Source organism: Brucella pseudogrignonensis (assembly GCF_002252525.1).
Taxonomy (GTDB): Bacteria; Pseudomonadota; Alphaproteobacteria; order Rhizobiales; family Rhizobiaceae; genus Brucella; species Brucella pseudogrignonensis.
Window position 1 is genome coordinate 52,256 of sequence record NZ_NNRM01000037.1, and the last position, 19,583, is coordinate 71,838.

Below are 19,583 nucleotides of genomic sequence, written 5' to 3' on the forward strand. Positions count from 1 at the left end.
GGAATTCTAATTTAGTATTCGGTTGATGGTGATTTGGTTGGGGCCAGATTAATTCATTAAAAAAATCCAGAATATGACTAAAGGTTAAGTCATCCCGAATTTTTGCGGTGGCTTGCAGCGGGTATTTGCGTAGCGTTTTTCCGAGTAACTGACATTTCGGCCATTTTCTTTGGGGAACATTATGGCATTGAACTATGCATTGCTTTCGCGCGACCTATCAAAGAACCTGCATCACCATAAAATCCAAATAGCTTTCGCAGCAATACTGGCATTCTCAATGCCTTTCATCGCGACGCTATCCACGGCTCAAGCTGACGCCACCAACACGCCGAGCGCCTTTTGTACGCGACCGGGTTTTGGTGGCACTGGTGCCTGGACCTGTACCGTACCCACCGCCAATGGCGGGCAGGCGCTGATTGCAGGCGTTCCCTCCGACGCCGGTGGATCAAGCATCGATCTGAGCGTCCTCAATGCCTGGATCAGTTCCAATTTGGGACAGAATGCAATGATTGTCGGGGATATGGCGAGCAGCGCTTCGGGCCAGAATGCCGTTGCGCTTGGCGCAGCCGCTACAGCCAGTCATGCAAACAGCGTGGCACTGGGGGCTGGCGCTGTGACCGAGGCAGCGGTTGCGACAGCGAGCACCACAATTGCCGGACAAACCTATGGTTTTGCGGGCGCACAGCCGGTGGGAACGCTGTCGATCGGCACGCTCAATAATGAGCGCACGCTGACAAATGTCGCGGCCGGTCGCATTGCTCTAAGCTCGACCGATGCCATCAACGGCTCGCAGCTTCATGCCACCAATCTGGCCGTGGAAAGGCTGGACAATGTCGCGGTCAAATATGACCAGAACCCCGATGGCAGCAAATCAAATACCATCACTTTACAGGGGGGCGATCCTTCAACACCGGTGGTGATTTCCAATGTCGCAGCCGGTGTCAACGACACCGACGCGGTCAATCTTGCCCAGCTGAACGCCGTGCTGGCTGGACATGTACCGACACAGAATTACAGCTATGTCGACAATCGGATCGATACCCGTATCGAAAACGCCTTCGCAGAGGTCAAGAACTTTACCGAACAACGATTCTCGGAACTGGTCTCCAGCATCGACGGCGTGCGTGACGATGCGCACCGCTCCGCAGCCATCGGGCTGGCCGCCGCCTCCCTGCGCTATGACGACAATCCCGGCAAACTCTCCGTCGCGGTCGGCGGTGGCTTCTGGCGCGGCCAGAGCGCGCTGGCCTTTGGTGCCGGTTACACCAATGATGACAGCACGATCCGGGCCAATGTTTCGGGCACCAGCTCGGGGGGCAAGATGGGTCTGGGTGCCGGCTTGAGCTTCACACTCAACTAAGGGAAAACCATTGTTGTTCAGAGTCACCCTCGGTTTTGTGCTATCGTTCCTGTGCGGCGTGATCGCTGCTGCTGCACAGGAACAGAACCACCGCTATTTTCTCAAGCCCTCCGAGGTTGCGCTTCCAAAGGGCGCGCAATGGGGCGAGATCAGGCGCAGCATCCAGCCTTTCGAGAACTGGACATTGATTTGTGACGAAAACCTCAAGCGCAAGCAAAAGACCTGCAATGTCAGCCAGATCATTACCGACCAAGCGGGTGCGGCCGTCTTCAGCTGGTCGCTTGCAGCAACCAGGGACGGGGAGCCGTTTCTGCTGTTGCGCGTGCCATCCTTTGTGGAAAAGCAGCAGCCAGTAAAGGTCTCGTTTCCGGGCAGAGCAAGGCCGGTTGTTCTCGATTACAAGGGCTGTGATGACAGGGTCTGTCTGGCCATGCTCCCCGTCGGCCCGATAACCAGAGAGCATATCGACAAGGAATCGGTGGTGACGATTGGTTTTTCCCAGAACCATCAGCCGGTTGAAATCGTCGTTCCCCTTAAGGGTCTCAAGGCCGCACTGAATGCGATTGACTAGAGAAACCCAAGCCCGCCGAGCCATGGTTTCAACCAAAAAACCTGCGCCGCAGGGGGCACCAATCGGCCGTGCAAAGGTTGACAGCACACCGGTTTGAATGGTCAAAGCAGGTCTTTGGGCTGACATCTCCATCAAGCCGATTACGCAGCTTTTGCGGCCGAGCATGGCGATTTGGGTGTCAGCCAGTGCATTGATGGGAAAAAGAAATGCGTATGACGGTCTGTGCTTTGGGATTGATGATGGGCTTTACCAGTTCCGCCTTGGCACTGAACAGCACAGAGAATCTGCAACAGGCCCTGGCGCAAATACCGCAAACGGCGCTTTCAAACCCAGATGCAATGCAGATCACGTTCGTCGATATCAAGGCATGGCGCGGGCTTGATGAAGCAGCCCCTTCCGCAGATGCCATGCGCAGGCTGGCCCTGGTTCAGCAAATTCCCGCTTTGCAACCGATCGGCTATGGTTTGGACGAATGGTCGAGCCATGCAAAAATCGCTTTCGATGACGTTGCTTATTTTGCGGCATTCGGACAGGCGCCGGGGACTGTTACCTATTGGGGTCTTAAAGATCAGGCCAGCGTGTCACAGTTGCTGGAAAGCCTGAAAAGTTCGGATTTTGCTGCAGGCGACCCGGCCATCCCGGGCCTCCTCCAAAATGGGGAAGCCGGAAAAATGGATCTATCAAAAGCCAATGCAAAGGATCCATGGCGGGGCACGATGGGAACCGCACGTTTTGTGTTGCCGCTGGGACAGGCTCTGGTTGACACGGCGTCTGCAGACGCGATCAAACAGCTTGCGCAACCAGGCCCCTCGGTTGCTGAAAGCGATGTCATTCTGACAGCCATAGCCGGGCTCAACCATGCCGTGGCGCCAGACGAAGGCGCGATTGTGCAAGCGGCGGTCATCTCTCCGATATTGGGTGCGGAAGGCATCGATCCAGAGAAATTATTGGCGGCAGCAGCTTTGGATCACGACGCCGCACGACAACAACTCGAGGCCATGGTCAAGGAGCAGGGCCGGGGTCTTCCACCCTATCTCGGCGGCATAATCGCCGACGCCCAGATCAAGGCGGCACCCGCTGTTGCCATTGCGCTCGCCTATCCCGACTGCCAGACGGCGGACAAGGCACTCGAGGCGATCAAATCGGCCTGGGGGGAGATGAAAGCCGCACAGAATGCTCAGTTTTCCGGAGAAAGCCTTGCAGCCGACAAGCTTTGTGCCGCTGTCGTCACACTGACCGCGGCCAAGGCCGACAATGCCGGCAATTCGCTGCTGTCGGAAATCATGGATCGCTATATGCAGCGGGATCTGTCGCTGTTGCGGATCGGAACCTCCCTGTAAACGCCGCGCATTTGTAGTGTTGCAGCCGCTGCCTTTCCAGGCGGCGGCTTTTTCTTAGACCCCATCGGCTCGACACGGCAGAACGACTGCCTGCGGGGCCGGCGCGCCACTGTCAAGCGGCCTGGCACTTGCCAATCAAATCCCAACAGTTTTGCCGCTATAAGATGGGGTTTACGCCGTTTCGATTCCCATCATAGGCTTGTGTCTCCCAGTCTGATGAGGCGTGAGTGATGAAGAAGACGCGGTTTTGATCCAAGGCAACGCATACCGTCCTCTACCGGTGAAAGCCGCGGGTGACCAGCGCTCGCATGACCGGGCAACGAGATGGCGCGCCGGTGGCCATCGGGGCGATGCGGTAGAAATCACCGGAGGCGTCGATCCTGCGCGTAATGCTACCGCAATCTGCCCATGACATATCGGAGCAGACCGCAAGCCGGGCTTGCTTTTTCTTGCCGTGAATGCGGATGCCGATCAATGGAGGTCAAGACGCTGCAACACCGTGTTTCGAGCGCGTTCTGCTTCGGGGCATGGTCAAAGGACCGCATCCTGCCGCACGGAAAAATGGCGAACAACCAACGCATTTCCAGGAATAACGATTGCTTAGACAATTTCTTCGCCCAGCATGGATCATCGGAATCCTGCCGTTCATTGCCTCTTGTGTCACTGTCGGGCCCGACGTCCACAATCCGCTCGTCATCACCCCCGCTGCCTATGCCAGCAAGGCCGATGGGCAGGGTCCGCTGCGCGGTGATTGGTGGAGGACACTCAATGATCCCGTTCTCAATGCACTGATTGCGCAGGCCATCACATCGAGCGTGCGGCTTGCGGATGCCAAAGCCAAGGTTCGGCTGGCACGCGCGCAGCTTGCCGCAACAGGCGCGACGCTCTCCCCCTCACTTGATAGCGATATCGGCTATAAGCGCAGTGATAGCGCGGCAGCGCTGGCGTCCAGTACCACCAATCTGAGCTTTCAGACCCGCTGGGAACTGGATCTGTTTGGCGGCAACCGACGCGGCGTCGAGGCCGCTTATTACAACGCCTTGTCCGTCGATGAACAGATGCAGGCCGTGCTGCTGACGTTGATCGGCGAAGTGGCAACCAACTATGCACAGTTGCGCGGTACAGAGGCAATGATCGCCATCGCTCAGCACAATGCTGCTGCCCAACAACGCACCGTTGCGCTGACCAAGTCCCAATTGAGTGCTGGCCAGATATCCCAGGTTGACCTGCTCAGTGCGCAGACCCAGGCAGCGACGACGCTTGCGCAGATACCGAGCCTGCGCACCCGCTACGCATCCTTTCTCAACAGTTTGACTGTGCTTGTCGGACAATCGTCGCTTCTTGTCGCCCAGACCTTGGCAAAGCCGGCTGCGATCCCCACTGTGCCGCGCACAACCGCGATCGGACTTCCCGCGGATATGCTGTTCTGGCGCCCGGACCTGCGCGCCGCGCAACACGATTATGCCAGCGCCACGGCCAAGATCGGGCAGGCCGAGGCCGCACTTTACCCCAGTGTTTCGCTGAGCGGAGCCATCAATACAGGCGGCGCAAATTTCGGCGATCTCGCAAAGCGCTCAACAATCGGCTGGAGTTTCGGTCCAACACTGTCTGTTCCGATCTTCCAGGGCGGTAAGCTGAATGCCGAAGTCGATGGCGCAAAAGCAGGCCGCGATCTGGCATTCATCGCCTATAAAAAGGCGATTCTGACGGCGCTCAGTGAAGTGGAGAATGCGAGCGTCGCCTTCAATCAGAACCAGCTGCGCGCCGCGCAGTTGCAGACAATCGTCCGCAACAGTCGCAAGATCAAAGACCTTACGCTCACGCAATTTGAGGGGGGAAGCAAGAGCTTCATTGACGTGTTGAATGCCCAGCGCGACCTCCTGAATGCCGAAACAAGTCTCGCAGAGATTCAAACCGATCTGGTGGTCAATTACATCGCGCTGCAAAAGGCGCTTGGCGGGTCCTTTGAAGGGCGGCTTCATCCCGGCAAACCGGAAGTCATCGACGGTTATTCGGGTCCGCATCTGATAAAACAACCGGTTTCGCCGAGGCTCCCATGAAAATCGTGACATCCTCCTCCAGGCCAGTTGTGCGCTGGCATCTCTGGCTCGCCCTGCTTGTTCTCGCCTTGCTCATTGTTTTTTCGATCACAGCACGATTAAACAGCGACGCGCCGCCGCCTGCCACCACCCGCATTGAGCGCGGCAATCTTGAAAGTGCGGTTCTTGCTACCGGCGTGCTGAAGCCGCAGAGCCTTGTGGCGATCGGGGCACAGGCCACCGGCCGTATCCTCTCATTGAAGGTGCGGCCGGGTCAAAAAGTCAGCAAAGGCGATGTCATCGCGCTGATCGACGCGACATCGCAGCAAAACGAGCTGCAGAAAGCCCAGGCGACCTTGCGTCAGAATGAGGCCACCCGCACACAAAATGAAGCGCAACTCGAACTCGCCCGCAGCGATCTTGCTCGCCATCAACGGATGATCGCAAGCAATGCCGTCGCGCACTCCGAATATGACAAGGCGGTGAGCGCGCTCAAGGAGCGTCAGGCCCAGCTCAGCCACAGCGAGGCGGTCATTGCGGCGTCGCAGGTCGAAGTCAAAATCGCCGAAACCAATCTTGCCTATACACGGATCACCGCGCCGATGGATGGCACCGTGCTTGCGACCGTCGTGCAGGAAGGTCAGACGGTGAATGCCGCCCAGTCGGCACCCACCATTGCCATTCTCGGAGCACTCGACATGATGACGGTCGAGGCGGATATCTCCGAGGCCGATATCACCAGGGTACAGCCCGGCATGGCTGTCTATTTCACCGTTTCCGGCGACAGCGCCAAACGCTATCAAGCGAAACTCGCCATCATCAATCCAGCGCCAGAGACCATTGTGAATGATAAAAGCTTCGCCGGAAGCAGTGCCGTCGCTGTTGCGGCAACCTCTGCTGCTGCAATTTATTACAAGGGAATTTTTCAGGTGCCCAACAGCGACGGATTCCTGAAAACCTACATGACGGCCGAAATCCATATTGTTCTGGATGAGGCCCGAGATGTGCTTATCGCCCCGGTTTCGGCGCTGCGCCTCGCGGGTGATAACAAAGCCACTGTGCGGGTTCTCGGCCCTGAGGGTCGCATCTCCGAGCGTCTCGTTGGCACAGGCATTACCGACAAGATCAACACGGAAATACGCACTGGCCTCAACGAAGGCGAAACAATTGTGACCGATAACCAGCTCGCCGAGCCCCATGCGGACTCGGGCGAGGCCGCGATGGGGTTGTGAAGTGACAGAGGTTCCGCTGATCGCGCTTGAAGACATTCATCGTCGCTATCCTGCCGGTGACGGTTTCACCCATGTTCTCAAAAATATCGAGCTGACGATTGAACGGGGGGAGATGGTCGCCATCATCGGCGCATCGGGTTCCGGTAAATCGACATTGATGAATATTCTGGGGTGCCTGGACAGACCGTCCGAAGGGACCTATCGGATTTCCGGGCGGGAAACCGCCGATCTATCACCGGATGAACTCGCGCAGTTGCGACGCGAGCATTTCGGATTTATCTTTCAACGCTATCACCTGCTCAGCGAACTCGATGCGCTCGGCAATGTCGAAATCCCTGCCATCTACGCGGGGCGCGACCGCTTGGCACGGCGTGAAAAGGCAACCGAGATTCTCAAACGTCTCGGTATGGGTGAACGACTACACCATCGCCCCAATCAGCTTTCGGGTGGCCAGCAGCAGCGGGTTTCCATTGCGCGCGCGCTCATCAACGACGCTGCGGTGATCCTCGCCGATGAACCAACAGGCGCACTCGACCGCCAGAGCGGCGAGGACGTGCTTTCAATTTTGCAGCAACTCAATGACGAGGGTCACACGATCATTATCGTGACCCATGATCGCAGGGTGGCTGAACGCGCCAACCGCATCATCGAAATCAGCGACGGGACCATCGTTGCCGATGATCGAAAGGCGAAGCAAGCAGAGGAGCCGGATCTGCTTCCAAGCGCGGCAGGCAAGGGCCGGATGCATTTTCTCAAGGGATGGAAAGACCGGTTTCTCGAAGCTTTCGCTATGGCGCTGCGGTCGATGAACGCCCATCGCATGCGTACATTCCTCACCATGCTCGGTATCATCATCGGCACAGCTTCCGTTGTTTGCGTGATCGCGCTCGGCCAGGGCTCCCAAAAGAAAATCCTTGAACAGATCAGCGATCTTGGCAGCAATACGCTTTATATCAGCCCTGGCCGGGGATTTGGTGATCTCAAGGCTGCACAAATCACCACCCTGACGATCAGTGACGCCCAGCAGCTTAAAAAAATGCCCTATGTCATCGCTGCCACGCCGCTGGTATCCACCGCCTCCACCGTGCGGGTTGGTAACAAGGAAGTCAGTGTGACAGTCAATGGCGTCGGCCCGCAATATTTCGTCACCCGCAAAAGCAGATTGCTCGAAGGGCGTTTCTTCGATCAAACAGCCGTGCAACAGCGTGCCCAGGACGCGCTGATTGACGAAAATGCGCGCAAGACACTGTTTGAGCATGCGCGGGGGTCCGTGATCGGAAAGATTATCATGCTGCGGCAGACCCCGTTGCGCATCATTGGTGTGGTGAAGGCGCAGGAGCAGGGGATGGGTGCATCGCAGAACCTTGAGGTCTATCTTCCCTACACAACAGTGCAGACCCGCATGACCGGAACCAACACCTTGCAGTCTATCATCGTGCGTGTTGCCGATACGATGGATCCGACTGCCGCCGAAAAGATCATCACCTCTTTTCTCAGTTTCAGGCACGGGCAGAAGGATTTTTTCATCTTCAATACCAGCAGCCTGCAGAAGACCATTGAAGCAACCACCGCAACATTGGCGCTGCTCGTCGCAAGCATCGCTGGCATTTCTCTTTTTGTCGGCGGCATTGGCGTGATGAACATCATGCTGGTGTCGGTGTCCGAACGCGTCAACGAGATCGGTGTGCGTATGGCGGTGGGCGCGCGACAAAGCGATATTCTGCAACAGTTCCTCATTGAATCGGTCCTCGTCTGCCTGATCGGCGGACTGGCGGGAACCGGCTTCGCGCTCGGTTTTGGTGTGTTATTTGCCCAGTTCAACAGCATGTTCGCGCTTATCTACTCACCCGGTTCGATCCTGGTCGCAATCCTCTGCTCATCGCTGATTGGCGTTGGCTTCGGCTTCATTCCGGCGCGCAACGCATCGAGGCTCGATCCGGTGGTGGCGCTCGCGCGCAACTAGCTGGCCTTTGATTGCGGATCAAAGTCTGGCCCAAATTCCGACAGGAAAGCGGCGCGCAGCCTGCTGTTTGGCGCGGCCGCAGCCGAAAATCGACGCGCAATTGTTAGCAGCAATTTTTTGTAATTGTTTGGACCTGTCCAGGGATGCTAGTCATTGGTAAGCAAAGGGCGTCATGAACAGCCTGGTTCGAAGGTCCCAAAACTTGCGCTGCGTTGCGCTAGTCACAGCGTTGATTTTCAGGCTGGGCGGCACGTCCACTTTGCGGTGCCAGCGGCCGGATCGGGCGCGCTCCATTGTTTTCATCACCCATGTCATTTCAGCCAATTTTTTGTCTAACCAGGATATCCCAATGCCAGAGCAAAATGCCGTCAAAGCCTATCTTGCCAATGAGGACGAAATGCTTGCCGTGACGGCGCGCTCGATCGTGCTTGAGTTTCCCAATGGGGACATGGTCGAAATCTGCTGGGAACCACCCCATGCAAGTGATCGCCGCCCGCTGGCCATCGAGATCTGGGGAGGGCGACGCTGCGGCCACGAAAATCCAGCGGCGCTTGCGGATCGGTTTACCACCTTATCCGTGCAGCCGAGCGCCGCAAATCTTGTGATGGTCCGGCCCCAATCCTATCCTCGCCGGCAGGCTGAAGGGTAGCGATCAGAAATCGATGCCGTCGCTGCGGGCACCAGACGGAATTCACCGCAGTTCAAATGACGCTTTATAAAATGGTCAGAGGAGTTCTTCCGCTATGCCCTGGGGACAACCAATAGACCTGGTCAGCGAAGACTATCAAATCCGACTGACCATCACAACGACCACCGCTGCCCTTCAATGGCTGCGCGAAAGGCGGTCGGTCCCAGCGCGGCGGAGACTGCATCTTGCCGCGATCGGTGCCTGTCTGGCTGAGAGCGATGGCAAAACGGCGCGGGCGCGCGCATTGTTTATCAGAGCGGCACGCGCGGCGGGCTTCCTGGTTCAAACCGCACACTGGTATGAGAGCAATGCGCCTCTTCCCTCCCTTACGGAAATGCAGCCCGAGGATATTCCGCATGTCATGACCGCTTGTAAACAGAGCCTGTCGAAACAGAAGCGATGATTTCTCTAACAATGGCCAGAAGCCGGGCGTTTCGTTTTGACGTGAGGGAGAGCACGTGAGACAGGATGAACCGAGAAAAGGCCTCACAATAGCGGCGATTCTGATGGCATTGCTGGTGGCAGCACTGATCGTCGGGGTGATGTTCTTCCTGCTCAAAAATACCCCTTTTTGAAGCAAGCGCCATCGCCATGATTAACAAATGACATGGCCGGAAATTTTAACGACGACGCCGAACAAGCAGTCGTCCGCTCGCGACAGACCACCGCAATTAAGACGCAACATCATGGCCCTTTGTTGAGCTGCCGCGCCGTCGGCATGCGCCCCTTCATTCACCCCGGCGCCAGCCGCGCCCACCTTGCCTCCCGTTTCATCGCAACCAACAGACGGCTCGTCCCCTTCGCAAGAAATCTGAACCAGCTCGTCAGCGACGCAAGGCCACGTTTGTGCCAGGGCAGCACGTGTTTTTCCCCGCCGGTTCGGCTCCTCGCGAACGCTTCGCTGCAAAAACACGTTCAAACGGACCTTGCATCCCTGCCTTTGAGCGTGGTTCGGTCGATATCTCACGAAGGGAATAAGCCCTTTGGTTGAGGAGACTGAACATGCCTGCAATCGGAACAATCAGCGCCGGCGCAGATGGCCGTTTTGAAGGCTATCTGCGGACATTGTTTATCGATGCGCCCATCGCCCTGATCCCGACCCTCAAATCCAGCCGCAAGGCCGCCGATTTTCAGATCGTCTCGCAAGGTATCCCCATCGGAAAGGCCTGGATCCGTGTCCATCCCGTAACCGCCAGCAACGAGATCCTATTGTTGATCGAAGCACCCGAACTGCCGCGCCCGATCCATGCCTTCTTCGCTCTGTCCCAGCAATCAGTGCAGCCAGCAGTCTTTGATATTATCTGGCATCCACGCAGCGCTGCGCGCTAGAGCGTGGGTCCGCGCGGCTTTACGCCATGCCAATGCCGGATCGGGAAAAGGGCTATAAATGATCTCAATCTGGAACTGTTGATCCCCCGGTATTGCTGTCGGGACCTGGTGGGATGTGACGCCATGCCGGTTGCGCGAGAAAGGGTCGGGCGGCAAATTGCGTTTGATGCATTACCGACCGTGCCAGCAAGACCAACAGCAGCGTCCGCGTCCTCACGCCGGCTGAGCATGCAGCATCAAATGCTTCCAGATCGTCTCCGCGCGAAACGAAAGCGGCGATTGGTGTCGGACGATGCGGATCTCAACCGTCAAGTTCCAATAGCGATCGGTCATCGTGGTGCTTGCCACCGATACGCCGGTTGAGCATCGTCAGCTCAAAACGCATCGTCAAGCGGTGTGGCGCCGGCCTGGCGCGGCTGGGTGCGTTTTGGGGGCACGGCAGTGGCGATATCGCGCTCGGCTTCTCCACCGCACAGCCGATCGATCACGACGAGACACGCGAGATCGTGCCGATCGCGGTCATCCATGAGAGCCGGATCGATATCCTGTTTCGAGCTGCAGCCGAAGCAACCCAGGAGGCGGTGCTCAATTCGATGTGCCAGGCCGAGGCGCTGGCCGGTCGTTCTGGCAAATTCCGCCCGTCTCTGGCCGACTGGCTTCGACAAGGCTAAACTCCATCTGTGCCCGACATAAAAAGGGGGAGACAACATGACACTGAGCAGAACATTGACCGGACGGCGCAGGCCGCGCATCGCCGTTATCATGGATGAAAATACCCTTGCAGGCGGCGATCGCTACGAGATGTCAAAACACTATTTCGAGGCGATCGCGCGCGCCGGCGGCATCCCCTATGGCATTCCCTATCTTGGCGGGATTGTGGAACAGGTGATTGCCGATTTCGATGGATTCTTAAGTGTTGGTGGCCGTATCAAATTTCCAACAGATTGGTATGTCGACGGCGACCAATCCGCTTTCCCGGCCTCCGAACGCCTGGCTGTTGAATGCGCCTTGATGCAGGGATTTCTGGCCATCGACAAACCGGTGCTGGGAATTTGCAACGGCATGCAGATGCTGGGCTGTCTGAATGGATGCCGGATGGTGTCCGATATCAGCAGCCATAACCCGGCTGGCCTGTCGCATGATAACGGTGCCCTGGTTCATGATGTGCTGGTCGAGCCTGATAGCCGGATCGCTTCCATTCTCGGCTCCACCTGCTTTAGCGTCAACACGTTTCATCGCGAAGCGCTCGTCGAAATATCCAGCGCTGTGACCGTCGCGGCGCGTGCCTGCGACGGGGTGATCGAAGCCATCGACGTGCCTGCCTATGCCTTCGCTGTCGGGCTGCAATGGCACCCTGAGCGGATGTATGCAAGGCGGCCTGGCGACCCGGATGAAGTCCCCCATCCCGGATTGCGGATCTTTGATGCCTTCATCGAGGCAGCGGCGCCAGCATGATCCAAGGCTGATTAACAATCATCAGAAAATGCCATCAAACCTGTCTCGCGAGGAGGGAAAATGAAACTGTTCATTTCAGCTGATATGGAAGGCACGGCCGGTATCCTGTCGTGGAACGAGGCCGAGCATTCTCACGCCGATTATCAGGAGTTCAGAGCGCTGATGACCGAGGAAGTGGTGGCGGCCTGTCAAGGCGCGCGGGCTGCGGGTGCGACCCAGATCCTGATCAAGGACGCTCATGACAGCGGCCGCAATCTGATGCTGGATCGGCTTCCAGACTATACGCAGATCGTGCGCGGCTGGTCTGGCCATCCCGATTCGATGATGTTTGGACTTGATGAAAGCTTTTCCGGCGCCTTCTATATCGGCTATCACGCAAAAGCCGGAACAGAAGCCAATCCGCTGGCCCATACCTTCAATCTGCGCATTTCCAGACTCATCCTCAATGATGCGGTGGTTTCCGAGTTCACCATCAACGCCCTTTGCGCGGCCCGTTATAAGGTGCCATCGCTGCTGGTGAGCGGTGATGCCGGGATCTGTCAGGATGCCAGCGACCTTGTGAGCGGGATTGCAACTGTGCAAACCTTGACGGGCTATGGTGCAGCCGCGTTGTCGATGGCGCCCGCCGCAGCGCGCGCGGCGATTGCAGCGGCAGCACAGGCAGCTGTCGAGAATATTGCCGCAATCCAGCCTCCAGTCATTGCCAAGCAGTTTCGCCTGATCATTGAATTCAACAATCCCTGTGACGCCTATCGCGCGTCCTTCTATCCCAACGCTTGTAGCAACGGTCCGCGATCAGTGCTTTTTGAAACGACGGATTATTTTGAGATCCTGCGCGCGTTGCGCTTCATGAAGAGTTGAGCAATCCGTTGCCATGATCTGCGATAGGGCCAGCCTTCTATCGAAAAGCCATGGACCGAGACGTCTTTAACCAGCACACAAACTGGCGGCGTCGCTCTGCGACCGCCGCTGGTTTCAGTTGCAACGCGGTGCGCCTGGATGTTGAACCCGCATTGCCGGCGGTTCGCAACGAACCATTGCACCGGTGCCTTCTGTGATGACACCGTTGCAGCCCCGCTGTTTGGGAACGTTCTTCAAACATCTTCGTTGATGACCCACCAGCAGGGAAGGTCACAGATGGATCAGTTCTATTCGGCGCTCAATGAAGCCCTAAACTCCGATAATTTCAACGTCTGGCCACATATTATTACACTGGCTGCCGCCTATATTCTGGCGCTTCCGATCGGCTTTCACCGCGAACGCGAGGAACGCAGTGCGGGCTTGCGTACGTTTCCTCTCGTTGCTGTCGCAAGTTGCGGCTTTGTCCAGGCGACAGAAGGTGTCACCACCGACAATCCGGAAGCGCTTGCACGCATCATCGAAGGGGTGATTACCGGGATGGGCTTTATTGGTGGCGGCGCCATTCTGCGCCTGAGTACCTCAGTCAAGGGGACAGCAACTGCCGCAAGTCTCTGGGCAACCGGTGCAATCGGCATTGCCTGTGCCGTCAACGCATTCGATGTCGCCATCATTATCATGGTGTTCGCCTTGATCACGCTGTTTTTGTTTTCCAACGGCAAGGCGGGGGCAGCGCAGGGTGAACAGGACCGAGCTGTTGTAAAATCCGACAAGATTGTGTGAGGGCGTTATTCATTGAGCCTTGAGGCAGGCCAGCGCATCACTCTCAATGAGAGCTGGTCGCTGACGCCGCAGGCGCAGCTGATGTGGTCGTCGGTTGATTTTGACAGCTTCACCGATGCCTATGGCGCACGGATCTCAAGCCATGCGGGCGACAGCCTGACGGGACGGATTGGACTGGCTGCCAATTATCAGAACAGCTTTACCGGCGCCGATGGTCGCAAGGTCGACACGTCTATTTATGGCATTGCCAATCTCTATCAGGCTTTGATTGGCGAAAACCGCATTGATTATGCCGGCACCCGCATGGCCACCGATGATGACAGGAGCTGGGGTGGGATTGGCATGGGCGGCACATATCAATGGGCTGAAGCCAAATACGAGCTTTATGGCGAAGCCACCATCAACACAGCGCTCAACCATTTTGCCGACAGCTACACAATCAAAGGCAATCTTGGGTTTAAAGTCAGGTGGTAGGCCAATCAACCATTCGCTTGTGCCGCTTGCCCTCTCATCGCGTATCTCTGACAATTTGCGAGAGGGGCAAGGCGGTGATTGCATCGCTCTTCACCACGAGGAAGTCTGAGCCATCGAGGGCCGTCGATCATCAATACCCGTCCTCGATCTAAATCTGACATGGAGGTCTTATCGTCAAGCGACTTTGTCGCGTTCGGGGTACTGAAGTCGTAACGTCTATTCTGGCTGAGTGCCGGCAGGAGCCAGTCGCTGCGCATGCACTTGCCGCACATTCGAGGCACCTATCTATCCCGACCCCTGATGCCGGTATGGATCAGACCTATCTCCAATAGAACTGTTGGCACATGCTGCAATCAGCGATCTCGATCGGCCCATATGCGAATTTGACGGCATTTAAAGAGGGCGCACACAAGCCGCGAATGGAAATTCGCGCTGCTCAACGCAATAGGTCGAGCTCTTCTTGAGCCTTACAGACCTATGACATCGGGGCTGGTTCTAGAACGAACCAGTTAGGGCAGCGCGCAATCGTTGTTGAGCACAATTTTGCTGGTCCGTGCAAAGGTGCCATCATCTGCGAGCCGCCATACGCACCATTCAGGGCAATCGGCGAATAAGCGTTTCGCAACAATGGCATCCTTGCCGATAATGATCTATTTCAGTCCGATATGGATGGTGGCGCGATCCGGACGCGTGGCGTCATAAACATCAAAATCGGCACGATAGGCGCGATCAAGGTCGGATGCCCAGATCTGTTGCCATTGCGAAATCAAAGCCTCTGGCAAAGCACCAACCGCTTCAAATCGCGCAACTGTTTGCGCGGGAACCGTGACAACGGAAAGATTGCCTGGATTTGAAAAATCTTCTGGAACCCTGTATCCGATCGTCATGTGATAGGGCGCGCGATGGTCCCCTTCATAGCCATGATACACACAATAGATATCCAAACTCTCCTTGGAGGAGACGGCATTGCTGATATCACGGCCCCAGAATTCGCCCCAGGTCGCACCGATCTGCTCGGGCTGATCATTGCTCACGCGCGCCGTCAGTCCTGCAACTCGAAATTGACTAATATTCATTTTATCCATTACTTATACCTCAAATATAGATCCGGCGTTTCAAGCAAATTTTTATAGGGCTTTGGATCATTCCCAGGCTTATACAATATTCGGCACGATAGAACTTTGGAACAGTGTCAAGTCACCTGTGAATATTGATAACGTCAAACCGGCCGATCTGCTTACAAGATTTCGTTTCCGTTTTCGATTTTTGGGCGGGCGACATTCAATCGAAGCAAAGGCGCGCCCATCCTGTTCAAACGAGGGAATACAGTCTCGATAGCCATTTCGGCGTGCCAGGGAGAACAATGGCTGCAATTATAACACCAGCAATTAAGATGTAATCGATGCCAAGGCATCGCCATCCCCGGGTCAAGTCCAATGTCAGATCCTGCACAGGCAACGAAGAACTCACCTTCAACTGCGGATTCACACAGGTTCAACGGTGCGCTCCTCTCCCCTTAATGACCGCGATGAAGCTTTTTGTAGAGCCCAAGGCTTAATTCTTGCGTCCGGGTTCCCGCGGGAAGGACCGATTGCGATGAAAAGGCGGCATGCAATGACATCAGCGGCCGCTTGAGGCGCCTTCTGTGCAGCTGCGAAGATATTACCTGGCTCGTGGTTTCAGCCAAGCCGACGGAGCCTCAAAGATGCTAATTAAAGGGTTTGTTGATGATCAATTCAACATTCTGATCCTCTGGCGCACCCATTCTGAAGCCACGATCCAGCGCGGGATCATTCATCGCAAGTTCCAGGCTTAATGCGGCAAGTGATGCTTGTGTTTGCGCGCCGTGGCGGATGATGGCTTCAGGGGACGAATGGTCGATCACCACTGCAAAGATCGAGAGCGTTCCGTCAGCATTGTCGACGATTTCAATTGTCCGCGATTGCTGTGGGTAGTCGATATGCGCAGCGGTATTGATTTCCCAGATGCCATGCCCTTCATCGCGCGGATCAAAATGGCTCCAGATGCGATTACAATGGGTGTGCCCGTTCACCCACAAGATGACGTTGGGATAACGCGCCAGAAGCGCTAGAAAAGCATCGGCACCCAAACGCGCTACACCCTGATCCGCAGGCGCTATTCCTTTGAAATTATCAAAGGTGATCGAATTATGATGCGAGAAGATTGTCACCAGCTCATCCTTGTTTCCGGTGTATACCAGTGTGCCATCCTGTGTGTAATAACGTGAGCAGACGGAACGAAGCTGCGCCTCCAGCCATTGCGCTTGATTGCTGTCGAGCGAGCCATCGGGTCCACCCTGCGGATTGGTGGTATCAAGCATGATACCCGTCATCCTCTCCGCCATCTTGAAACGATAATAGGCGTTTTCATTGTTGAGATTGTCTTCCGAGAAGCCATGTCCGTGCGGGCCGTGGGGACCGATGCTCTCAAGATGCAACTGAATGAACTCGGACTTGGTGAACGGTCGGCGTGTCGGGGCGGCTTTCACAATCCTGGAGGGAAGTGATGCAATCATCCGCTCCACAATTTGGCCATCGCCCTGAACCAGTTCGCCAATAAAATCACTGGCGCTCATGCCCTTTGGCAAGGAGACCGGGGCCCGGTCGCCAACGCCGATCGCCGCAGTGAATGCATTAACATTCCCGCTGGAGAACACCCCGAAATCAAGTTCATCGTGATTTCCGAAACCCGTATACCAGGGCATGTTCAATCCCTGTGTTACAACGGGCCTGTTGATTGCTTCGAGGAAACCCTCAATCACCGGGTAGCCATAAGCTCTTTTCCAGAGATCATCGGCTAGTGCACCGGGGCTTGGTTCCGGATGCCAATAGGCATCATAGGTTTCTTTTGAAACCACCGCATTATCCCGAATGCCGACATAGGGAGCATCGGTGGCCGACATGGACGTCAAGCCGCCATTGAGCGCCGTCACCACGGCCTGCAATTCATGTGTGGCCCGCGTGTCGGCATTGTCTCCGGTGGATATCGCAAAGTCGAACGGTCGCCCAGAAACGGGCCCCTTCTGAACGGCATTGACGCGCCGGACCATGGCGTCCAAGACCTGCAATGTCAGTGTGTCGTGCGGACGCCAGGCATTTGACAGCGGCGCACCATCAATGACCCCGTTGATACCCCCAAATTGGCGCATGAAGGCGGCATGGCTCGGCGAGGCCGCATCGATGATATGTAAATCTGTCAGGTGCACAAATGCCGCGATTGAGGTTCGCCGCCCATCGCGTTGGGGTTTTGCTGCAGCCAGATCCTCTCTTACGACGATCGGGAGCGGATTGTCGGCGGCAAGCTTTCGATAGCGCTTACCCTTCGTTAGATACTCGCCTGGAACAACTGCGTGATCGAGCGTTGTCACCGCAGTGGCAAGATAGCCCTGTGCATTTGCGTGGGAAAGACCACAGTTGCAAATGCCGGATAGCAGGGGAGTAGCAGTTGATGCAGCCAGACCCGCTTTCAGGAAACGACGCCTTGAAACCATCGGTTCAAATTTCATATCCGCACCCCAAAAGAAATGTTGCCAGCAACATGCTCGTCGAAATGCATATAATATACAGTATAGACTAGGGATAATTTAGTCGCACTAAATAGCGTAGTATTTCATAAGGCCATTATTAATAGTTGTGAATATTAGATAAACATCAATCGCTGGCCGGCGGCTTTAAGCATGGGTGGGTGGAGTAATTCTTCCGACGCAACATTCCGTCCGGTCTTTATTTATACGTGATTATGGGTGACTGCTTACTTTGCTTCGGCGATAGATTATCGCTCCCTGTCGAAATTTTTGTCATTCAGCAAGCCCTTGGCGCAGCGCCGATTAGATCTCGCTAGGCTTAATCCACCGGGCGGGATGATTTCATGGCAATAGTTGCTCAGTAGGACTCCGCTCATGATCATTGGCGATTGCATTGCGCGTGCTGGTCAGTCACTTGTGCGGACTGACTGAATTGAGTTTGAAGTCTCATCAATGCGGTGACGATGCCACAGTTTGGGTGCCGGCCTTCTGGCCAGTAAACAGAGCAATTGTAGCTCCCCCCCAAGAATGTTGTCATGTCACATCCCCGGAACAAGAATGGATGAGTTGAAGACCAAGTGTGCTCGAAAAGGAGAAGGTCACGGCTCATTTTTCCGCTCTTCGAGTTCCTGCAGGTGCCGGATACCGACACCCAAAAGGTAGCGGCGACAGTCTGTCATTGTCCCAAAAGGCACAGGGTTGCTGCACCTAAAAATATCTGTGTTCTATGCGACGTTATACGCCTTTAAGCGAGTACGGCTTTGAAAGCCTCCACACACCTGCTGGGCTCAAAGGGGAGAATATCCGCTTTTGATAGGCCCAATCGTTGGAAGGGATCCTCGCGCATTCTCTCTTGTAGGCTTTCCAGGCTCTCCGCTTTTGCGATGATTACACCGCCGATGCGAGGAATTCTGCGGCCCGATGCCAAAAATACCCCTTCAGCATAGCCTTTATCCAACCACTCGATATGTTCCGGCAAATGCGCATCTATTTCATTTAACGGACGCATGTAACTCAAGATAACGATATATAAAACATTCATAATAAAACCCTTTATAATTCATCAAAGACTATTGAAACCGAAAACAATACTTATGTTATATCTTTATACAAATGAAACAAAATAGTTCTAAATTCGGCGTCTTTGCACAGCCGGATCGATGTCCTGACCAGGGCAGCCAGCGCTGGATTAGCAAGTTCAAGGGGCGTTTTGAGGCAGCAACAATGGTGCAACGTCATTTTGACAATCTTTGGAGACCAAACTCGCTTTTTAAAGGCAATCGGGTCGATTAATCGGGAGCGGCTTGCTGTATCAATGGTTTCTCGCGCTGGCACTCAACTCAGACAGCGAGCCCGCCAGATAGATTTGCACTGCAAATCGCGCAAAAAACCGTCCGCTTTCATGAGTTGCGGCCTGCGAGCGCGTTTGGAGGCTCTTTGCATTTTGATTGAAACTGCTAGCCCTTCGAGGGGGCCTGTGGGACACATACCTTCGCTCTCAGAGCAAGAACAAAGACACAGCCAGTATCATCACAATCGGTGGCATGAAAGAATTAGGCCGCATGTGCGCCACATCGTCGTTCCGGTGGCGTCTCACACTCCGTCTTCGTCCTGCCAGTCAGAATTGTTTGCGGCGTCTTCGGACGTATCAAACGAAAAGCAGACGATCATAGCGCCAGACGCTGTGCCCAGCAGCAAAGAGCCCCAATCCACATCGGTGATGTAGCAATAGACACACCAGGTGAAAAAAACCGCGGTCCCGCCGATCCACCATGGCAGTTCGGGGAAATAGCGGCGCGCTCTGTCATTTTTGGGCAACGGGGGATGCATGACCCTATTTTACACAGCATTAGGAAAAATTAGCCAGAGCTTTTTTAACGATCTATGATGAAAACTCCGCGATTATTACGGAGTGAAGGTCCTTAGTGCTACATCAAGTGGGATTGT

Annotated in this window: 18 protein-coding genes and 1 pseudogene; 14 read left to right on the forward strand and 5 right to left on the reverse strand. The window is 55.5% G+C overall.

Annotated elements, in window-relative coordinates; translation table 11 throughout:
• The first annotated feature begins 181 nt into the window (after window positions 1–181).
• The 8 genes from CEV34_RS15735 (at window position 182) to CEV34_RS15770 (ending at window position 9,596) form a co-directional block, all read left to right on the forward strand.
• Entirely contained in the window at window positions 182–1,360 is a 1,179-nt protein-coding gene (locus CEV34_RS15735; RefSeq protein WP_094543942.1) for a YadA-like family protein, read from the forward strand.
• 13 nt (window positions 1,361–1,373) lie between these two features.
• Window positions 1,374–1,931 carry an invasion associated locus B family protein gene (locus CEV34_RS15740; protein WP_094543943.1) on the forward strand — a complete coding sequence of 186 codons (558 nt, stop codon included), beginning with the start codon at window positions 1,374–1,376 and terminating at the stop codon, window positions 1,929–1,931.
• Between the two features lie 206 nt (window positions 1,932–2,137).
• Window positions 2,138–3,271, forward strand: coding sequence for a hypothetical protein (locus CEV34_RS15745; protein WP_094543944.1), 1,134 nt, complete (start codon window positions 2,138–2,140; stop codon window positions 3,269–3,271).
• Between the two features lie 596 nt (window positions 3,272–3,867).
• Window positions 3,868–5,331 carry an efflux transporter outer membrane subunit gene (locus CEV34_RS15750; protein ID WP_094543945.1) on the forward strand — a complete coding sequence of 488 codons (1,464 nt, stop codon included), beginning with the start codon at window positions 3,868–3,870 and terminating at the stop codon, window positions 5,329–5,331.
• Window positions 5,328–6,542 (forward strand): efflux RND transporter periplasmic adaptor subunit, encoded by a 1,215-nt coding sequence (locus CEV34_RS15755; RefSeq protein WP_094543946.1) that lies wholly within the window; start codon window positions 5,328–5,330, stop codon window positions 6,540–6,542. The genes CEV34_RS15750 and CEV34_RS15755 overlap by 4 nt, the downstream gene beginning before the upstream one ends.
• A complete protein-coding gene (locus CEV34_RS15760; RefSeq protein ID WP_412842036.1) occupies window positions 6,508–8,505 on the forward strand; it encodes a MacB family efflux pump subunit in 1,998 nt (665 codons plus the stop codon). Before CEV34_RS15755 ends, CEV34_RS15760 begins: the two co-directional genes overlap by 35 nt.
• Window positions 8,506–8,854: 349 nt before the next feature.
• The gene (locus CEV34_RS15765) at window positions 8,855–9,154 is read left to right on the forward strand and encodes a hypothetical protein (RefSeq protein WP_094543948.1); all 300 of its coding nucleotides are present in this window, start codon (window positions 8,855–8,857) and stop codon (window positions 9,152–9,154) included.
• 94 nt (window positions 9,155–9,248) lie between these two features.
• Window positions 9,249–9,596: a DUF982 domain-containing protein gene (locus CEV34_RS15770; protein ID WP_094543949.1), complete on the forward strand. Its 348-nt coding sequence runs from the start codon at window positions 9,249–9,251 to the stop codon at window positions 9,594–9,596.
• 192 nt (window positions 9,597–9,788) lie between these two features.
• Here CEV34_RS15770 and CEV34_RS15775 read toward each other — a convergent pair whose 3' ends face one another.
• Window positions 9,789–10,112 carry a hypothetical protein gene (locus CEV34_RS15775; protein ID WP_094543950.1) on the reverse strand — a complete coding sequence of 108 codons (324 nt, stop codon included), beginning with the start codon at window positions 10,110–10,112 and terminating at the stop codon, window positions 9,789–9,791.
• Between the two features lie 83 nt (window positions 10,113–10,195).
• Here CEV34_RS15775 and CEV34_RS15780 point away from each other — a divergent pair, with 83 nt between their 5' ends.
• The 6 genes and pseudogenes from CEV34_RS15780 to CEV34_RS15805 all read left to right on the forward strand — a co-directional run bounded on the left by CEV34_RS15780 (window position 10,196) and on the right by CEV34_RS15805 (window position 14,092).
• Window positions 10,196–10,522, forward strand: coding sequence for a DUF736 family protein (locus tag CEV34_RS15780; protein WP_094543951.1), 327 nt, complete (start codon window positions 10,196–10,198; stop codon window positions 10,520–10,522).
• 325 nt (window positions 10,523–10,847) lie between these two features.
• Window positions 10,848–11,193, forward strand: a pseudogene (locus CEV34_RS15785) (P1 family peptidase); the annotation flags it as partial.
• A gap of 37 nt (window positions 11,194–11,230) precedes the next feature.
• Window positions 11,231–11,977, forward strand: coding sequence for a gamma-glutamyl-gamma-aminobutyrate hydrolase family protein (locus tag CEV34_RS15790; protein WP_094543952.1), 747 nt, complete (start codon window positions 11,231–11,233; stop codon window positions 11,975–11,977).
• Between the two features lie 60 nt (window positions 11,978–12,037).
• Window positions 12,038–12,838, forward strand: coding sequence for a M55 family metallopeptidase (locus CEV34_RS15795; protein ID WP_094543953.1), 801 nt, complete (start codon window positions 12,038–12,040; stop codon window positions 12,836–12,838).
• A gap of 276 nt (window positions 12,839–13,114) precedes the next feature.
• On the forward strand, window positions 13,115–13,618 hold the full coding sequence (locus CEV34_RS15800) for an MgtC/SapB family protein (protein ID WP_094543954.1): 504 nt from the start codon (window positions 13,115–13,117) through the stop codon (window positions 13,616–13,618).
• A gap of 12 nt (window positions 13,619–13,630) precedes the next feature.
• A complete protein-coding gene (locus CEV34_RS15805) occupies window positions 13,631–14,092 on the forward strand; it encodes an autotransporter outer membrane beta-barrel domain-containing protein (RefSeq protein ID WP_094543955.1) in 462 nt (153 codons plus the stop codon).
• A gap of 650 nt (window positions 14,093–14,742) precedes the next feature.
• Here CEV34_RS15805 and CEV34_RS15810 read toward each other — a convergent pair.
• The 4 genes from CEV34_RS15810 to CEV34_RS15825 form a co-directional block, all read right to left on the reverse strand.
• Entirely contained in the window at window positions 14,743–15,168 is a 426-nt protein-coding gene (locus CEV34_RS15810) for a GyrI-like domain-containing protein (protein WP_162699586.1), read from the reverse strand.
• A gap of 632 nt (window positions 15,169–15,800) precedes the next feature.
• Complete coding sequence (locus tag CEV34_RS15815) at window positions 15,801–17,618, reverse strand: TIGR03767 family metallophosphoesterase (RefSeq protein WP_094543957.1); 1,818 nt, start codon at window positions 17,616–17,618, stop codon at window positions 15,801–15,803.
• 763 nt (window positions 17,619–18,381) lie between these two features.
• Window positions 18,382–18,678 carry a YciI family protein gene (locus CEV34_RS15820; RefSeq protein WP_094543958.1) on the reverse strand — a complete coding sequence of 99 codons (297 nt, stop codon included), beginning with the start codon at window positions 18,676–18,678 and terminating at the stop codon, window positions 18,382–18,384.
• A 551-nt stretch (window positions 18,679–19,229) separates the two neighbouring features.
• Window positions 19,230–19,466: a hypothetical protein gene (locus CEV34_RS15825; RefSeq protein WP_094543959.1), complete on the reverse strand. Its 237-nt coding sequence runs from the start codon at window positions 19,464–19,466 to the stop codon at window positions 19,230–19,232.
• Between the last annotated feature and the right edge of the window lie 117 nt (window positions 19,467–19,583).